Origin of the sequence: Burkholderia sp. MSMB1459WGS (assembly GCF_001534535.1) — a bacterium.
Lineage (GTDB): Bacteria > Pseudomonadota > Gammaproteobacteria > Burkholderiales > Burkholderiaceae > Burkholderia.
Genome location: NZ_LPMU01000068.1, coordinates 1 through 17237 on the forward strand (window position 1 = coordinate 1; position 17237 = coordinate 17237).

A 17237-nucleotide genomic window follows, 5' to 3' on the forward strand; every position below is an offset into this window, starting at 1 on the left:
ACCGCCCGGTGCGGACCCGCATGCCGGGTGGTGTGGGAGGGGATCGGTCAGACTCTCTGACCGCCCCTATCCCGATCCGGTGAAACCGGAGTCGGAAGCGGGTCGATGGCGCCGCTTACGCCTGCCGCTGCAGCGCGTCCATGTCCTTCGCGGGCGCCGGCCGGTAGCCGAGCGATTCCGAGATGGTGAGCGCTGTCCGGCTCAACTGGCCGAGCCACGCATCCTGCAGGCGGTCGGCCGGTGCCGACAGCGACAGGCCCGCGACGAGCTTGCCCGAATCGTCGTAGATGCCGGCCGCGATACAGCGCACGCCGAGTTCGAGCTCCTCGTTGTCGCGTGCGCACGATTGCTGGCGGACGAGGGTCAGTTCGCGCTCGAGCTTCGCGATATCGGTGATGCTGTTCTGGGTATGGCCGGACAGCCCCGTGCGCGTCGCATAGGCACGCACGCGTGACGTTTCGTCGGCCGCGAGGAACAGCTTGCCGACCGACGTGAGGTGCAGCGGTGCGCGGCCGCCGATCGCGCGGACAACCTGCATCCCCGAGCGCTCCGAGTACGCGCGCTCGATGTAGACGATCTCGTCGCCCTGGCGTACCGACAGGTTCACGGTTTGCCCGGTGAGGCGGTGCAGCTCGCGCATCGGCATCAGCGCCGCGTCGCGCACCGACAGGCGCGCCTTCACGAGATTGCCGAGCTCGAGCAGCCGCATGCCGAGGCGGTAGGTGCCGGGATCGGAGCGGTCGACGAGGCGGCAAGTCACCATGTCGTTGAGGATGCGGTGCGCGGTCGACGGGTGCAGCTCGGTGCGCTGCGCGAGTTCCTTCAGGCTGACGGGGTCACTGTGCGCGGCGAGCGCGTCCAGCAGCCGCATCATGCGTTCGATCACCTGGATCGACGTTTTTGAATCCGGGGTGAGTTGGCTCATGTCGGGGGAGGAATCAGTTGACGCGTCAAGCGGTGTTGGATCGATTGTATCTCGTATCGTGAAAAAAGCGAACGCCGTTCGAGGAAGTCCTCGCTTCGCGCGCTGCGGGCTTGCGCGCAGGCCGGCGTTGGTCTTGCCGGCCAAACGTCGGATAATGAGGGCCGTTTTCTCGAAGGAGCACGTATGCGAGTCGGTTTGTTCGTGACCTGCCTGGTTGACCTGATGCGCCCCGAAATCGGTTTTTCGGCGCTCAAGCTGATTCGCGACGCCGGCTACGAAGTGATCGTGCCGCCCACGCAGACCTGCTGCGGTCAGCCGGCCTACAACTCGGGCGACCGCGCGCTCGCGCGCGACCTCGCGGAAAAGACGCTGCGCGAGTTCGAGCAGTTCGATTACGTCGTCGCGCCGTCGGGTTCGTGCGGCGGGATGATCCGTGCGCACTACGGCGGCCTGTTCCGCGACGATCCCGAGCTGATGGGGCGCTACGTGCGGTTCCAGCAGAAAGTCCACGAACTGACCGATTTCCTCGCGAACGTCGCGAAGGTGTCGCTCGCGCCGGGCGAATTCGCCGGCCCGGTCACCTATCACGACGCGTGCTCGGGCCTGCGCGAGCTCGGCGTGAAGGCGCAGCCGCGCGCGCTGCTCGCGCAGCGCGGCGTGACCGTCACCGAGATGAAGGACTGCGAGCATTGCTGCGGCTTCGGCGGTACGTTCGCGGTCAAGTACGGTGACATCTCGGCGGCCATCGCGGACGAGAAATGCGCGAACGTGCGCGCGTCCGGCGCGGGCGCTGTCGTGCTCGGCGATCTCGGCTGCATGCTGAACATCGAAGGGCGGTTGCGCCGCACCGGCGACCGCGACACGCGCGTGCTGCACGTCGCGCAGGTGCTGGCGGGCGACGTCTGACACCCGGCTCCGCTCACTTTTCCCCCGATACCGCGATGCAAGTCCAATCGATGCATTTCAAGGCGCGCGCCGGCCAGAAGCTGGCCGACCAGCGCCTGCAGCAGAACCTGAAGAAGCTGTCGACGAAGTTCGTGTCCGCACGCGCCGATGCGATGACCATGATCGACTTCCCGGCCACGCGCGCCGCGCTCAAGGCGCGCCGCGACCGTGCGCTGGAAAATCTCGACGTGTGGCTCGAGGCGTTCGAGCGCGAGGCGACGCGGCGCGGCACGACGGTGCTGTTCGCCGAAACGACCGCGGACGCCGCCCGGCTCGTGGCCGACATCGCACGCCGCCACGATGTGAAGAAGGTCATCAAGACCAAGTCGATGGTGTCCGAGGAAATGCGTCTGAACGCGGTGCTCGCCGAGATGGGCGTGCAGTCGATCGAGACGGACCTTGGCGAATACATCCTGCAGATCAACGACAACGAGCCGCCCAGCCACATCATTGCGCCCGTCGTGCACAAGGACAAGGACGAGATCGCCGATCTGTTCGCGCGTACGCATCAGCGCGAGCGACTCACCGAGATTCCGGACATGACGCGCGAGGCGCGCGAGGTGCTGCGTCCGCATTTCATGTCGGCCGACATGGGCGTGACCGGCGGCAACTTCGTGATCGCGGAAACGGGCTCGGTCGCGATCGTGACGAACGAAGGGAACGAAGGCATGTGCACGGTCATGCCGCGCGTGCACGTCGCGGTGACGGGCATCGAGAAGGTGTTGCCGACGCTCGAGGATCTCGCGACCGCGATGCGCTTGCTGCCGCGTTCCGCGACAGGGCAGAAGACGTCGAACTATTTCTCGCTGCTGACCGGGCCGCGCGCGCCGGGCGATGAGGACGGCCCCGAGCACAACTACGTGGTGCTTGTCGACGGCGGCCGCACCGGCCTGATCGGCGGCGAATTCCAGGAGATGCTGCGCTGCATCCGCTGCGGCGCGTGCATGAACCATTGCCCGGTGTACCAGAAGGTCGGCGGTCATGCGTACGGCTGGGTCTATCCGGGCCCGATGGGATCGGTGCTGACGCCGAGCTACGTCGGGCTCGACCGCGCGCTCGACCTGCCGCAGGCGGCGACGCTGTGCGGCGAATGCGACAGCGTATGCCCGGCCGGGATTCCGTTGTCGCACCTGTTGCGCACGCTGCGCGAGAAGCAGGTCGAGCGCCACCTGCGGCCGTGGCGCGAGCGGGCGGCGCTCGCCGCGTGGGGCTTCTTCGCACGGCGGCCGATGCTGTATGCGCTGACGACGAAGCTCGCGGTGCGCATTCTCGAGCGGCTGGGCGGCGATGCAGGCACGCTGCGACGCCTGCCGATGATGGGCGGCTGGATGAATACGCGCGATATGCCGACGCCGACCGGGCGCACGTTCCGCGAGTTGTACGCGGCGTCGCAAAGCCACCTCGGCTGACACTGTTCAGCGGGCGGCAACAGTGCGTTCGCTATTTGCATATTTATCTCGATAGATGCGATCTATAGAATCTCGTCTGTAGTCCCCGGAATCGGGTTTCGGGGTACGAGGTCAAGGAGGTCCGCATCATGAAAAAGACAATATCGATGTACTGGCCGCTGGCAATCGTGGTTCCGCTGGCAGCGGTTGCCTATCTGCATGCGATGGACGGTGCGCCGTCGCGCGGCCCGCTCGCGGTTCACCAGGCGTCCGCCGAGCTGGCGCGCGCGGTATCGTTCGGGCTGGTCGGCGACGCGGCGCAGCCGCTGCCGGCAGCGTCCGGCGACATTGCGCTCGCTGCGCCGAAGGCGCTGTAAGGCAGGGCGCCGTCGCTTCGCGCGACGGCGCGATTTCGGCCCCATAATGTCGCGTTCTTCACCCACGCGGTCCGCCGCGGCTTTCCGATAGTGCGATGACCCGCGTTGCGATCTGTTTCGTCTGTCTCGGCAATATCTGCCGTTCGCCCACTGCGGAGGGCGTGATGCGTCACCAGGTCGACGCGGCCGCGCTGGCCGATCGGATTGCAATCGATTCGGCCGGCACCGGCGACTGGCACGTGGGCGAGCCGCCCGATTCGCGTGCGCAGGCGGCCGCCCGGAGCCGCGGCTACGATCTGTCGGCGCTGCGCGCGCGACAGGTGAGCGCGGCGGATTTCGAGCGGTTCGACCTGCTGCTCGCGATGGACGAAGCGAATCTCGCCGAACTGCGCCGCCGTTGCCCGCCGCAGCATCGCGACAAGGTGCGCCTGCTGATGGAGTTCGCGCCGGGCGCGACCGAAACCGAAGTGGCGGATCCGTATTTCGGCGGCGCGCAGGGCTTCGAGCAGGTGCTCGATCAGGTCGAGCGCGCCTGCGCGGGCCTGCTGGAGACGCTCCGCGCACGTACGGCGCGCTGACCGCGCAATATTCAGCGGTTTGCGAATACCCTTTCAAAGGCATGGATACTTGACTAAAAACGTCAAATATTTATACTTGACCAAAATCGTCAAGATTGCAGTCCCCTAGACACCATGAGACTCACCACCAAAGGCCGTTTCGCCGTCACGGCGATGATTGACTTGGCGCTGCGCCAGGAGCAGGGCCCGGTGACGCTTGCAGGCATCAGCCAGCGCCAGCGGATTTCGCTCTCGTATCTCGAACAGCTGTTCGGCAAGCTGCGCAGGCATGAAATCGTCGAATCCGTGCGCGGCCCGGGCGGCGGCTACAACCTCGCGCGTCGCGCGCAGGACGTCACCGTTGCCGACATCATCATCGCGGTCGACGAACCGCTCGACGCCACGCAGTGCGGCGGCAAAGGCACGTGCGACGGCTCGAAGCAGCCCGACGGCCATTGCATGACGCACGAGCTGTGGTCGACGCTGAACCAGAAAATGGTCGAATACCTCGATTCGGTGTCGCTGCAGGATCTCGTCGATCAGCAGCGCGCACGCGAGGGCGCCCCGGCGGTGCTGCGCGACCGTCGCACGCCGGAGCCCGTCGCCGCACCGGCCGAGCCCGTGCGCACGATGCCGCTCGGCCCCAATTCGGTGTTCAACATCGCGAGTTCGTGAGCGCGAAGGCGCCGCCATACCCCATAACGCACATAGTCCCTGCACAGAATACCCGGAGCGACAGATGACCCAAGAGACTCTCCACCTGCCCATCTATATGGATTACAGCGCGACGACGCCGGTCGATCCGCGCGTGGTCGACAAGATGGTGCCGTACCTGCGCGAGCAGTTCGGCAACCCGGCGTCGCGTAGCCATGCCTATGGCTGGGACGCGGAGCGTGCAGTCGAGGAAGCGCGCGAGCAGGTGGCCGCACTCGTGAACGCCGATCCGCGCGAAATCATCTGGACGTCGGGCGCCACGGAGTCGGACAACCTCGCGATCAAGGGCGCCGCGAACTTCTACAAGGGCAAGGGCAAGCACATCGTCACGGTGAAGACCGAGCACAAGGCCGTGCTCGACACGTGCCGCGAGCTCGAGCGGGACGGTTTCGAAGTCACCTACCTCGACGTGAAGGAAGACGGGCTGATCGACCTCGACGTGTTCAAGGCTGCGCTGCGGCCGGACACGATCCTCGTGTCGGTGATGCACGTGAACAACGAGATCGGCGTGATCCAGGACATCGAGACGATCGGCGAGATCTGCCGCGAGAAGGGCATCGTGTTCCACGTCGATGCCGCGCAGTCGACCGGCAAGGTCGGGATCGACCTCGCGAAGCTGAAGGTCGACCTGATGTCGTTCTCGGCGCACAAGACGTACGGCCCGAAGGGTATCGGCGCGTTGTACGTGCGTCGCAAGCCGCGCGTGCGCATCGAAGCGCAGATGCACGGCGGCGGTCACGAGCGCGGCATGCGCTCGGGCACGCTGCCGACGCATCAGATCGTCGGCATGGGCGAAGCGTTCCGCATCGCGCGCGAGGAAATGGCGACCGAGAACGAGCGCATCCGCATGCTGCGCGACAAGCTGCTGCGCGGCCTGTCGCAGATCGAGGAAACCTACGTGAACGGCGACATGGATCACCGTGTCCCGCACAACCTGAACATCAGCTTCAACTTCGTCGAAGGCGAGTCGCTGATCATGGCGATCAAGGACGTCGCGGTGTCGTCGGGTTCCGCGTGCACGTCGGCGTCGCTGGAGCCGTCGTACGTGCTGCGTGCGCTCGGCCGCAACGACGAGCTCGCGCACAGCTCGATCCGCTTCACGGTCGGCCGCTTCACGACGGAGCAGGAAGTCGACTTCGTGATCGATCTGCTGAACAGCAAGATCGCGAAGCTGCGCGAACTGTCGCCGCTCTGGGAAATGCACCAGGAAGGCATCGATCTGTCGACGATCGAATGGGCCGCACACTGATACCGCATTGAATGCAACCGCGCGCGGATTGACGCACGCAGACGTAACGAGTCAAGGAGTCTGAGTCATGTCTTACAGCAACAAGGTTCTGGATCACTACGAAAACCCGCGCAACGTCGGTTCGTTCGCGAAGGACGACGACACGGTCGGCACGGGCATGGTCGGCGCGCCGGCTTGCGGCGACGTGATGAAGCTGCAGATCCGCGTCGGCGCGGACGGCGTGATCGAAGACGCGAAGTTCAAGACCTACGGTTGCGGTTCGGCGATCGCATCGAGCTCGCTCGTCACCGAATGGGTGAAGGGCAAGACGCTCGACGAGGCACTGTCGATCAAGAACACGCAGATCGCCGAGGAACTCGCGCTGCCGCCGGTGAAGATTCACTGCTCGATCCTCGCGGAAGACGCGATCAAGGCAGCCGTGGCCGACTACAAGAAGCGCCACGACACCAAGGAAAGCGATCAGGCAGCAGCCTGAGCGGCATCGAGAGCGGCTAGGGAAGGAAACGCGGCGGGCCTCGGCGGCACGCCGCGGCAAGGACATCATGGCAATTACACTGACCGAAAAAGCAGCACAGCACGTCCAGAAATACCTCGTCCGTCGCGGCAAGGGCGTGGGCCTGCGGCTTGGCGTTCGCACGACCGGGTGCTCGGGGCTCGCGTACAAGCTCGAGTATGTCGACGAGCTGGCTCCCGAGGATCAGGTGTTCGAGAGCCATGGCGTGAAGGTGGTCGTCGATCCGAAGAGCCTCGCCTATATCGACGGCACCGAGCTCGACTTCGCCCGCGAAGGCCTGAACGAAGGGTTCAAGTTCAACAACCCGAACGTGAAGGACGAGTGCGGGTGCGGGGAATCGTTCCGCGTGTGACGCGGCTTCCTCCGCGCGATGCGGGCAAGAGGCGGCACGGGCCGCCTTTTTAATGTGCGGCGTTTGCCGCGCGACGAACCGGAATTCAACGCGACGATGGTTTCGCTGAAAGACAGCCATTTCGACCTGTTTCACCTGCCGGCGCAATTCGCGCTCGACGAGACGGCGCTCGACGCCGCCTACCGGACGGTGCAGACGCAGGTGCATCCTGACCGCTTCGCGGCGGCCGGCGACGCGCAAAAGCGCATCGCGATGCAATGGGCCACCCGCGCGAACGAGGCGTACCGCACGCTGCGCGATCCGCTGAAGCGCGCGTCCTATCTGCTGTCGCTGCGCGGCGTCGACATCGGCGCGGAAAACAACACCGCGATGGAGCCTGCATTCCTGATGCAGCAGATGGAGTGGCGCGAGGGCATCGAGGATGCCGCGGCCGCCCGCAACGTCGACGCGCTCGATGCATTGCTAGCCGAGTTGCGCGACGAGAAGCGCGTGCGCGTCGAGCGCCTCGGCACGCTGCTCGACAGCGGGGCCGATCAGGCCGCCGCGGAAGCCGTGCGTCAGCTGATGTTCATCGAACGGGTCGCGTCGGAAGTGAGCGCGCAGATCGAGCGCCTCGAAACTTAACCGCGTGCCTGGCGGCACGCGCAGCAAACGGGCCGAGCGCCCGAACGAACCAAGATGGCTTTACTGCAAATTTCCGAACCGGGCATGGCGCCGGCGCCGCACCAGCGGCGGCTCGCCGTCGGGATCGATCTCGGCACGACGAACTCGCTCGTCGCCGCCGTGCGCAACAGCGTGCCTGAAGTACTGCCGGACGAAGCGGGCCGCGTGCTGCTGCCGTCGGTGGTCCGTTACCTGGAGAAGGGCGGCCGCCGCATCGGCCACGAAGCGAAGGAGCAGGCCGCGACCGATCCGCGCAACACGATCGTGTCGGTCAAGCGCTTCATGGGCCGCGGCAAGGCCGAAGTCGAAGGCGCGGCGAACGCGCCGTACGAATTCGTCGATGCGCCGGGCATGGTGCAGATCCGCACGATCGACGGCGTGAAGAGCCCGGTCGAAGTATCGGCCGAAATTCTCGCGACGCTGCGGTATCGCGCCGAGGATTCGCTCGGCGACGAGCTGGTCGGCGCGGTGATCACGGTGCCCGCGTACTTCGACGACGCGCAGCGCCAGGCGACCAAGGATGCCGCGCGTCTCGCGGGCCTCAACGTGCTGCGCCTGCTGAACGAACCGACCGCCGCGGCGATCGCCTATGGTCTCGACAACGCGGCCGAAGGCCTTTACGCGGTGTACGACCTCGGCGGCGGCACGTTCGACCTGTCGATCCTGAAGCTGACGAAGGGCGTGTTCGAAGTGCTGGCAGCGGGCGGCGATTCGGCGCTCGGCGGCGACGATTTCGACCATGCGCTGTTCGATCACGTGCTCGCGCAGGCCGGTATCGACGCGAAGACGCTCGCGCCCGAAGACGTGCGCCTGCTGCTCGATCGTGTGCGCGTGCTGAAGGAGGCGCTGTCGTCCGCGCCGCAGGCAGCGCTCGACGTGACGCTGTCGAGCGGTGCGCATCTGGTGCAGACGATTTCGCACGACACGTTCGCGTCGCTCGTCGAGCCGCTCGTGCAGCGCACGCTCGCGCCGACCCGCAAGGCGCTGCGCGATGCGCAGGTCACGCCGGCCGACATCAAGGGCGTCGTGCTCGTCGGCGGCGCGACGCGCATGCCGGTGATCCGCGACGCGGTCGCGAAGTATTTCGGCCAGCTGCCGCTCGTGAACCTCGATCCGGATCAGGTCGTCGCGCTCGGCGCGGCGATCCAGGCCGACCTGCTCGCGGGCAATCGCGGTACCGGCGACGACTGGCTGCTGCTCGACGTGATTCCGCTGTCGCTCGGTGTCGAGACGATGGGCGGCCTCGTCGAGAAGATCATTCCGCGCAACTCGACGATTCCGATCGCGCGTGCGCAGGAATTCACGACCTTCAAGGACGGCCAGACCGCGATGGCGATTCACGTCGTGCAGGGCGAGCGCGAGCTCGTCGCCGACTGCCGGTCGCTCGCGCGCTTCGAGCTGCGCGGCATTCCGCCGATGACGGCGGGCGCCGCACGCATTCGCGTGACCTATCAGGTCGACGCGGATGGCCTGCTGTCGGTGTTTGCACGCGAGCAGTTGTCCGGCGTCGAGGCATCGGTCGTCGTGAAACCGTCGTACGGCCTCGCCGACGACGACATCGCGAAGATGCTGGAAGACAGTTTCAAGACCGCCGAAATCGACATGCGTGCCCGCGCGCTGCGCGAAGCGCAGGTCGAGGCCGAGCGGATGCTCGAGGCGACGCAGGCCGCGCTGGCGGCCGACGGCGAACTGCTCGATGCCGGCGAGCGCGAGCGGGTCGATGCGCTGGCCGCGGCGTTGCGCGCGCTCGCGCAGGGCGACGACACGAATGCGATCGAAGCGGCGACCAAGGCGCTGGCCGACGGTACCGACGAATTCGCGGCGCGCCGGATGGACAAGAGCATCAAGCGTGCGCTGTCGGGCCGCCGGCTCGACGAGATCTGAACCCACGAACCGCGCATCGGCCGGCAACGGCCCGCGCGACGATGAACCGTGCGGCGCATGGCGCCGCACCCTGACTGACGGAACGGACATGCCTCAACTGGTGGTGCTGCCTCACGTCGAACTGTGCCCGGATGGCGCAGTGATCGACGCGACGCCCGGCAAGAGTATCTGCGACAACCTGCTCGATCACGGAATCGAGATCGAGCATGCATGCGAGAAGTCGTGCGCATGCACGACGTGCCACGTGGTGATCCGCGAAGGCTTCAACGAACTGACGCCGTCCGAGGAGGACGAGGACGATCTGCTGGACAAGGCATGGGGCCTCGAGCCGACGTCGCGCCTGTCGTGCCAGGCGATCGTGAAGGAAGATTCGGACCTGGTGGTCGAGATTCCGAAGTACTCGATCAACCACGCGAAGGAAAATCACTGACAGGAACCGGAGGCAGGCGATGAAATGGACCGATTCGCGTGAAATAGCCATTGCGCTGGCGGACAAGTATCCGGACATCGACCCGCAGCGGATCAACTTCGTCGATCTGCGCCAGTGGGTGCTCGAACTCGACGGCTTCGCCGACGATCCCGCGCACTCCGGCGAGAAGATCCTCGAGGCGATCCAGGCACACTGGATCGACGAATCGGATTTCGACGACGAAGACTGACCGACCGGTCACGGCGTGCGCCGCAACGGTGCACGCCGCGCGAATGAAAAACGGCTCGTGAGCGTTTGCTCGCGAGCCGTTTTCGTTTTCGGCGAGCCGCCCGCGCACGGTGTGCGGGCAGGGGCGCCGACGATGGCGCGATCAGGTAAGTACTTACACGCCGACCAGCGTGCCGTTCTCGATCCGCACGCGCTGGCCCTGGCCGAACGGCGGCGGGTTGTGGTACGTGAACGTGCGCGTCGCGCCGCTTTCCATCTGTACTTGCACCTGATAGTCGGTTTCCGCGCGGACCTGCTTCTCGACCTGGTTGCCGGCGAGACCGCCGCCCAGCGCGCCGATGATCGTCATCGCGGTGCGGCCGTTGCCGTGGCCGAACTGATTGCCGAGCAGGCCGCCCGCGGCCGCGCCGCCCACCGCGCCGATCCCCGAGCTCTGGCCCGGCGTGCGCGTCTGCGTGATCGCGACGACCGTGCCGCAGCTCTGGCAGTAGGTTTGCGCGGGCGCCGACGGCTGCTGCGCGTATTGCGGCGGTTGCGGGGCGGTCGCGTGACGGCGGTGCGGTGCAGCGGGGCGCGGCGCCGGCTTCGGTTCGGCCTGCGCGACGGCGGCCTTCTGCTGCGCGGCGGCCTGTTCTGCTGCCTGCCGCTGCGCTTGCGCAGCCAGTGCGGCGCTGGCGGCCGCGGCCGTGTCGACGGCCGGCTGCGACGCGATCAGCGCGGCCTGGGTCTGACCGTTCTGTTCGTTGCTGCTGCTCGCCTTCGGGAAGACGCCCGTGATCGCTGCGGTCGCCGCGAGGCTGGCGACGATGACGGCGCCGGCCGCGGTGGCGATGAGCGGGTGGAGGCGTTGCTTTTGCGGCGTGGTCTGATTCTGGTTGTCCATTTTGTTCTCCAATGTCGATCCGGATCGGCACACTGGCCGGAGCAGGATCCCACGCTCGGGAGCGAGCAGACTTGGCGTTCCGGCGCCTCGTTCTGGTCCCGTGGTCATGCGTGGTGACGCAACAGGAGTGTCGTCCACGGCCAAGCGGCGCGCCGTATCAAGGTGTAACGAATTGCAGCACGGGCGCGGCGGGCGCTATCGGGAAAACCCGGAGAAGGCCGGCGCGACGAGGGAATAAAACGGGGGAGGAGCGAAAGCCGGCGAACGCCGGCAGGCAGGATTTACGCGCGGTTACAAAGCCGATCCGTATGCACCGCGTAGCGCGGCGCATACGGGGGCACGGCGTCAGTCTTCGCGGCGCAGATGCGGGAACAGCAGCACGTCGCGAATCGTCGGGCTGTCGGTCAGCAGCATCACGAGACGGTCGATGCCGATCCCGCAGCCGCCCGTCGGAGGCATCCCGTATTCGAGCGCGCGGATGTAGTCGGCGTCGAAGAACATCGCTTCCTCGTCGCCCGCATCCTTTTGCTCGACCTGCTTCTTGAAGCGCGCGGCCTGGTCTTCCGGGTCGTTCAGCTCCGAGAAGCCGTTCGCGATCTCGCGGCCGGTCATGAACAGCTCGAAACGCTCGGTGATGCCCGGCACCGTATCCGATGCGCGCGCGAGCGGCGACACCTCGACCGGGTAGTCGATGATGAACGTCGGTTCCCACAGCTGCGCTTCGGCCGTTTCCTCGAACAGCGCGAGCTGCAATGCGCCGATGCCTGCGTTCAGGAACGCCGGCTGCGACACGTCGACGCCCAGGCGCTTCAGTTCGGTACGCAGGAACGCGTCATCCGACAGCTGGCCGTCGGTGTAGTTCGGTGCGTACTTCTGGATTGCCTGAGTGATCGTCAGGCGATGGAACGGCTTCGCGAGGTCGAGCTCGCGGCCCTGGTACTGGATCGTCGCGGTGCCGAGCGCATCGATCGCCGCCTGGCGGATCAGTTGCTCGGTGAAGTCCATCAGCCAGCGGTAGTCGGTGTACGCGGCGTAGAACTCCATCATCGTGAATTCCGGGTTGTGACGCGGCGACACGCCTTCATTCCGGAAATTGCGGTTGATCTCGAACACGCGCTCGAAGCCGCCGACGATCAGGCGCTTCAGGTACAGCTCCGGCGCGATGCGCAGGAACATCTGCATGTCGAGCGCATTGTGATGCGTGACGAACGGCTTCGCGGCCGCGCCGCCCGGGATCGGGTGCAGCATCGGCGTCTCGACTTCCATGAAGTCGGCGTTGTCCATGAACTTGCGGATCGACGCGATCGTCTTCGTGCGGGCGCGGAACGTGTCGCGCGTTTCCGGCGTGACGATCAGGTCGACGTAGCGCTGGCGGTAGCGCATTTCCTGGTCGGACAGGCCGTGGAACTTGTCCGGCAGCGGCCGCAGCGCCTTCGCCAGCAGGCGCAGCTCCTTGCACTGGACCGACAGCTCGCCCTTGTTGGTGCGGAACAGCACGCCGCGCGCGGCGACGATGTCGCCGAGGTCCCACTTCTTGAACGCGTCGTAGGTGTCGGCGCCGACGTCGTTCGGCGTCACGAAGAACTGGATCTGGCCCGACCCGTCCTGCACCGTCGCGAAGCTCGCCTTGCCCATCACGCGCTTGAGCATCATGCGGCCGGCCACCGACACCTCGACCGGGTTCGCTTCGAGCGCGGCCTTGTCCGAATCGGCGAATTTGGCCTGCAGGTCGGCTGCGTGGTGCTCGGGCCGGAAGTCGTTCGGATAGGCGACGCCTTGCTCGCGCAACGCGCGCAGCTTCTCGCGGCGCTCGGCGATGATCTGGTTGTCGTCCGCCGTGACGGCGGGCTGCGTTTGGGTCGATTCGGTCATGATGGTCGGAATTCGGAGTGGGGTGCGGCAACGCGAACGGAAAGGGCGGCGCGGGCAGGCCGCGCCGCGGCGCTTACACGCCCTGTTTCAGGCTCGCGCTGATGAAGTCGTCGAGGTCGCCGTCGAGCACCGCCCGCGTGTTGCTCATTTCGACGTTCGTGCGCAGGTCCTTCACGCGGCTCTGGTCGAGCACGTACGAGCGGATCTGGTGGCCCCAGCCCACATCGGTCTTGCTCGATTCGAGCTTGTCCTGCTCGGCCTGGCGCTTGCGCATTTCGACTTCGTACAGGCGCGACTTCAGCATCGCCATCGCTTCGGCGCGGTTGCGGTGCTGCGAGCGGTCGTTCTGGCACTGCACGACGATCCCCGTCGGCATGTGCGTGATCCGCACCGCCGAGTCGGTCTTGTTGATGTGCTGGCCGCCCGCGCCCGAGGCGCGGTACGTGTCGATGCGCAGGTCCGCCGGGTTGATCTCGACTTCGATGGAGTCGTCGATTTCCGGATAGACGAATACCGACGAGAACGACGTGTGGCGGCCGCCCGACGAGTCGAACGGCGACTTGCGCACGAGGCGGTGGATGCCCGTTTCGGTACGCAGGAAGCCGTATGCGTATTCGCCCGTGACCTTGACCGTCGCGTTCTTGATGCCGGCGACGTCGCCGTCGGATTCTTCGAGGACTTCGGCCTTGAAGCCCTTGCGTTCGCAGTAGCGCAGGTACTGGCGCAGCAGCATCGACGCCCAGTCGCATGCCTCGGTGCCGCCGGCGCCGGCCTGGATGTCGATGAAGCAGTTGTTCGGATCGGCCGGGTTCGAGAACATCCGGCGGAACTCGATGTCGCCGACGCGCGCTTCGAGCTTCGCGGCGTCTTCCTCCGACGCGAGCAGCGTATCCTCGTCGCCTTCCTCGCGTGCCAGCTCGAACAGGTCGAGCGCGTCGCGCAGGTCGCTATCGAGCGCGGTGAGCGTCATGACGACGCCTTCGAGCAGCTTCTTCTCGCGGCCGAGCGCCTGGGCGTTCTTCGAATCGTTCCAGACGTTCGGGTCTTCGAGTTCCTTGTTGACTTCGGTCAGACGCGCAGCTTTGGCGTCGTAGTCAAAGATACCCCCGAAGCTCGCCCGCGCGATTGCGCAGGTCGAGCAGGGAGCTTTCGATCGCGTTGAGACGTTCCGCTTCCATGATCGTTCGCTGTTCCGGCTTCGTAAAAAAGCGGAATTATAGCCGATCGGCAGGGTTGCCCGGTGACGCAAACGGTGCCTGCACGCGTGTCGACGGCCCCGTCCGACGCGGCGCGCACGCGTGCGGCGGCGCGTCGCGGGCCGGGTGGCGTGCTCAGCCGGCCGCGTGTTCGACGATCAACTGGACGCGCGTGACGCCGTTCCACGTATCGGCGACGAGCCGGTACGCGACCAGCGCGCTCGCCGGCAGCGGCTCGGTGTGGTTGAACCAGATCGCATTGAAGCGCTGGCGACCGCGCGCAAGCTGCAGCTTCAGGTGCTTTTCCTTCACGAGCGACTGCGACACGACGTCGAATTCGCCCGAGAAAAGCGGGGCCGGAAACCCTTGCCCCCAGACGGCCTCGTCGAGCAGGCCGACGAACTGCGGCGTGAAGTACGCGTCCTCGAGTTCGCCGTCGGTCTCGATCACGCGGGCGAGCGCGTCGTCGGACAGCCATTCGCGCGCGACGGCTTCGAACGCGGCCGCGAAGCGCGGCACGTTTTCGGTGTCGAGCGTGAGGCCGGCCGCCATCGCGTGGCCGCCGAACGCGACGATCAGGTCCGGTTCGCGTTTCGAGACGAGGTCGAGCGCGTCGCGCAAGTGGAAGCCCGCGATCGACCGGCCGGACCCCTTGACCCGCTTGCCTTCGTCGTCGGCGTGCGCGAACGTGAACGACGGGCGGTGGAATTTTTCCTTGAGCCGGCCGGCGACGATGCCGATCACGCCCTGGTGCCACTCGGGATTGAACAGCGTGATCGTGCATGCGTCGGCCGGGTCGACGTCGGCGAGATCGGCGAGCGCCTGCTGCTGCATGCCGGCCTCGATTTCGCGGCGCTCGCGGTTCATCGCGTCGAGCTGCTGCGCGAGATCCCACGCGCGGCCGATGTCGTCGGTGATCAGGCATTCGATGCCGAGCGACATGTCGGACAGCCGTCCGGCGGCGTTCAGGCGCGGGCCGAGGCCGAAGCCGAGGTCGAAGCCCGACGCGGTGCGCGCGTCGCGCGCGGCGGCGCGGAACAGCGCGGCGACGCCCGGCTGCATGCGGCCGTTGCGGATGCGCTGCAGCCCCTGCGCGACGAGCACGCGGTTGTTGCCGTCGAGCCGCACGACGTCGGCGACGGTGCCGAGCGCGACGAGGTCGAGCAGGCCGTCGAGGCGCGGCTCGGCTTCCTTGCTCGCGAACGCGCCGCGGCGGCGCAGCTCGGCGCGCAGCGCGAGCAGCACGTAGAACATCACGCCGACGCCGGCGAGGTGCTTGCTCGGGAACGCGCAGCCCGGCTGGTTCGGGTTGACGATCGCGCGCGCGGCGGGCAGCGCGTCGCCGGGCAGGTGGTGGTCGGTCACGAGCACGTCGATGCCGCGCGCGTTCGCGGCTTCGACGCCGGCGACGCTCGCGATCCCGTTGTCGACGGTGATCAGCAGGTCGGGCTTGCGTGCGGCCGCGAGCTCGACGATCTCGGGCGTGAGGCCGTAGCCGTATTCGAAGCGATTCGGCACCAGGTAGTCGATCTGCGCGCCGAACATCCGCAAGCCGCGCACCGCGACCGCGCAGGCGGTCGCGCCGTCGCAGTCGTAGTCGGCGACGACCAGCAGGCGCCGCTTGTCGGCGATCGCGTCGGCGAGCAGCACCGCCGCATCGGCGCAGCCTTTCAGCTCGGTGGGCGGCACGAGGCGCGCGAGCGCGGTCTCGATGTCCGCGGGCGACTGCACGCCGCGCGACGCGTACAGGCGTGCGAGGACGGGGTGCAGGCCGTGGCGCGCGAGCGCTTCGGCGTCGGCGGGCGCGACGGGGCGGGTAACGATCCGGGTCATACGGGTTGGCGTTGTTATTCGAACAGGGAGGCGAGCGCGCGGCGGCGCCAGAACTTGCGCAGGTCGCCGCGCGTCGCGTGCAGCGTCACGGAGCTCGTGTCGCCGCACAGCGTGAAATCGACGGCCGCCAACTCGCCGTTCTGCAGCGCGGCGAGCGCCGGCGCGAACCAGTCGCGTTCGAGCGTGGCGAGTCCGTCGTGCCAGCGCGCCCAGTCCTGCTCGATGAACGGGGCGGTCAGCGCCGGCAGCTCGACGAGCGTCGCGCCATCGGCGGCCGGCAGCGCGCCGAACGTCGCGGGCGGGCGGCCGGCTTCGGTTTGCGCGGCGCGTGCGAGGCCGAGTGCGGCGGGCGATGCGGACAGCACGCGCGAGAACGGCTTGCCGACCGGCTTCAGCGTGCCCTGTGCATGGAACCAGATCGAATTGACGGCCGGCAACCCACGGGCCTCGCGGGCTTCGTTCACCGGATGCTGGAACCACGCCATCTGCACTTCATTCTGCAGTTTTATCCACATCCGCGAGCGCTCGCCCGTATGTGCCTCGTGCGGCAACCAGATCTCGATGTTGCGGCCGCTGGCGCGCAGCGGCGCGGCGCCGGCGAGGCGCGCGAGCTGGTCGCTCGACAGATACCAGCGCGCCGGGTTCGGCGCTTCGAGCCGCACGCCCAGCTCCTCGATCAGCGGCCGCGCAACCGCGAGCAGCGCGGCTGCGTCGCCGTCGTCGAGCGCGAGGGCGGCCGGATCGACGAGCACCAGGTGATCGTGCGCGATTTCGACGTGCACGGGCTCGACGCACGCCCATGCGTGCGTGCCGGGATCGCCGCCGTCGGCCAGCAGCATGTAGGGCGCGAGCGGCGCCTCGTCCGCGGCGTTGCCCTGCGTGGCGCCGAACCGGCTTGCCAGCCAGCGCTCGTGCGGCAGCGTGCGCTGGAAGTCCTCGCCGGCCACGCGCTCGACGAGGCTCGCGCGGGCGAGCAACTTCCCGAGCGCGGGACTGTCCAGTGTGTGCAGGGACGAGGCCGCATCGGCCGCCGACGGCAGCGCGAACGGAACGAGAAAATGGAGGCGTCGGTCGTGCATGATGGTGCGCATTGTATGGCAAACTGCGCGCGTGATCGGGCCGGCTGACGGCCCGTTCGCGTCCGGCGACCGTTTTTTTCGATCGCGCCCGGGCGACCGCCGCCCGATGGCGGTCCGGCCGCGGGCCGCCATCCCCGCCGTAACCAGC

The 17237-nt window shown here is 67.2% G+C and carries 18 protein-coding genes; 12 read left to right on the top strand and 6 right to left on the bottom strand.

All coding sequences use genetic code 11. The features are described 5' to 3' along the window. Nucleotides 1-115: 115 nt before the first annotated feature. Nucleotides 116-925 carry an IclR family transcriptional regulator gene (locus WT97_RS26195; protein ID WP_060354662.1) on the bottom strand — a complete coding sequence of 270 codons (810 nt, stop codon included), beginning with the start codon at nt 923-925 and terminating at the stop codon, nt 116-118. Nucleotides 926-1108: 183 nt separating this feature from the next. Between WT97_RS26195 and WT97_RS26200 the strand changes: the two genes are divergently transcribed. The 12 genes from WT97_RS26200 to iscX all read left to right on the top strand — a co-directional run bounded on the left by WT97_RS26200 (nt 1109) and on the right by iscX (nt 10227). Beyond that, on the top strand, nt 1109-1831 hold the full coding sequence (locus WT97_RS26200) for a (Fe-S)-binding protein (protein ID WP_060354663.1): 723 nt from the start codon (nt 1109-1111) through the stop codon (nt 1829-1831). 35 nt (nt 1832-1866) lie between these two features. Beyond that, a complete protein-coding gene (locus tag WT97_RS26205) occupies nt 1867-3279 on the top strand; it encodes a lactate utilization protein B (RefSeq protein ID WP_060354664.1) in 1413 nt (470 codons plus the stop codon). A gap of 128 nt (nt 3280-3407) precedes the next feature. Then, on the top strand, nt 3408-3635 hold the full coding sequence (locus tag WT97_RS26210; RefSeq protein WP_034207755.1) for a hypothetical protein: 228 nt from the start codon (nt 3408-3410) through the stop codon (nt 3633-3635). A gap of 95 nt (nt 3636-3730) precedes the next feature. Continuing rightward, nucleotides 3731-4213, top strand: a complete 483-nt coding sequence (locus tag WT97_RS26215) for a low molecular weight protein-tyrosine-phosphatase (RefSeq protein WP_059505757.1) — start codon at nt 3731-3733, stop codon at nt 4211-4213. A 114-nt stretch (nt 4214-4327) separates the two neighbouring features. Continuing rightward, the gene (iscR, locus tag WT97_RS26220) at nt 4328-4867 is read left to right on the top strand and encodes a Fe-S cluster assembly transcriptional regulator IscR (RefSeq protein ID WP_009691731.1); all 540 of its coding nucleotides are present in this window, start codon (nt 4328-4330) and stop codon (nt 4865-4867) included. A gap of 64 nt (nt 4868-4931) precedes the next feature. Further along, on the top strand, nt 4932-6155 hold the full coding sequence (locus WT97_RS26225) for an IscS subfamily cysteine desulfurase (RefSeq protein ID WP_059505759.1): 1224 nt from the start codon (nt 4932-4934) through the stop codon (nt 6153-6155). Nucleotides 6156-6222: 67 nt separating this feature from the next. Continuing rightward, on the top strand, nt 6223-6630 hold the full coding sequence (iscU, locus tag WT97_RS26230) for a Fe-S cluster assembly scaffold IscU (RefSeq protein ID WP_006478389.1): 408 nt from the start codon (nt 6223-6225) through the stop codon (nt 6628-6630). A gap of 67 nt (nt 6631-6697) precedes the next feature. Beyond that, complete coding sequence (gene iscA / locus WT97_RS26235) at nt 6698-7021, top strand: iron-sulfur cluster assembly protein IscA (RefSeq protein ID WP_011885413.1); 324 nt, start codon at nt 6698-6700, stop codon at nt 7019-7021. A gap of 96 nt (nt 7022-7117) precedes the next feature. Beyond that, nucleotides 7118-7645, top strand: a complete 528-nt coding sequence (hscB, locus tag WT97_RS26240; protein ID WP_059506084.1) for a Fe-S protein assembly co-chaperone HscB — start codon at nt 7118-7120, stop codon at nt 7643-7645. Between the two features lie 54 nt (nt 7646-7699). Further along, entirely contained in the window at nt 7700-9568 is a 1869-nt protein-coding gene (gene hscA, locus WT97_RS26245; RefSeq protein ID WP_060354665.1) for a Fe-S protein assembly chaperone HscA, read from the top strand. Nucleotides 9569-9656: 88 nt separating this feature from the next. Next, nucleotides 9657-9998, top strand: coding sequence for an ISC system 2Fe-2S type ferredoxin (gene fdx, locus WT97_RS26250; RefSeq protein WP_059506086.1), 342 nt, complete (start codon nt 9657-9659; stop codon nt 9996-9998). Between the two features lie 19 nt (nt 9999-10017). Continuing rightward, nucleotides 10018-10227, top strand: coding sequence for a Fe-S cluster assembly protein IscX (iscX, locus tag WT97_RS26255; protein ID WP_059505763.1), 210 nt, complete (start codon nt 10018-10020; stop codon nt 10225-10227). A 153-nt stretch (nt 10228-10380) separates the two neighbouring features. On the opposite strand, the gene WT97_RS26260 is transcribed toward iscX, so the two are convergent. The 5 genes from WT97_RS26260 to WT97_RS26275 all read right to left on the bottom strand — a co-directional run bounded on the left by WT97_RS26260 (nt 10381) and on the right by WT97_RS26275 (nt 17101). After that, nucleotides 10381-11109, bottom strand: a complete 729-nt coding sequence (locus WT97_RS26260; RefSeq protein WP_060034456.1) for a glycine zipper 2TM domain-containing protein — start codon at nt 11107-11109, stop codon at nt 10381-10383. A gap of 345 nt (nt 11110-11454) precedes the next feature. Further along, complete coding sequence (lysS, locus tag WT97_RS26265; RefSeq protein WP_059790490.1) at nt 11455-12981, bottom strand: lysine--tRNA ligase; 1527 nt, start codon at nt 12979-12981, stop codon at nt 11455-11457. A 73-nt stretch (nt 12982-13054) separates the two neighbouring features. Continuing rightward, a protein-coding gene (gene prfB / locus WT97_RS33560) for a peptide chain release factor 2 (RefSeq protein ID WP_108041952.1) occupies nt 13055-14159 on the bottom strand; the annotation gives its coding sequence in 2 pieces (ribosomal slippage) (nt 13055-14077 and nt 14079-14159; 1104 coding nt in all). A 153-nt stretch (nt 14160-14312) separates the two neighbouring features. Continuing rightward, a complete protein-coding gene (gene recJ, locus WT97_RS26270) occupies nt 14313-16010 on the bottom strand; it encodes a single-stranded-DNA-specific exonuclease RecJ (RefSeq protein ID WP_059505768.1) in 1698 nt (565 codons plus the stop codon). Nucleotides 16011-16024: 14 nt separating this feature from the next. Then, complete coding sequence (locus WT97_RS26275; protein ID WP_060354666.1) at nt 16025-17101, bottom strand: hypothetical protein; 1077 nt, start codon at nt 17099-17101, stop codon at nt 16025-16027. Nucleotides 17102-17237: the final 136 nt, after the last annotated feature.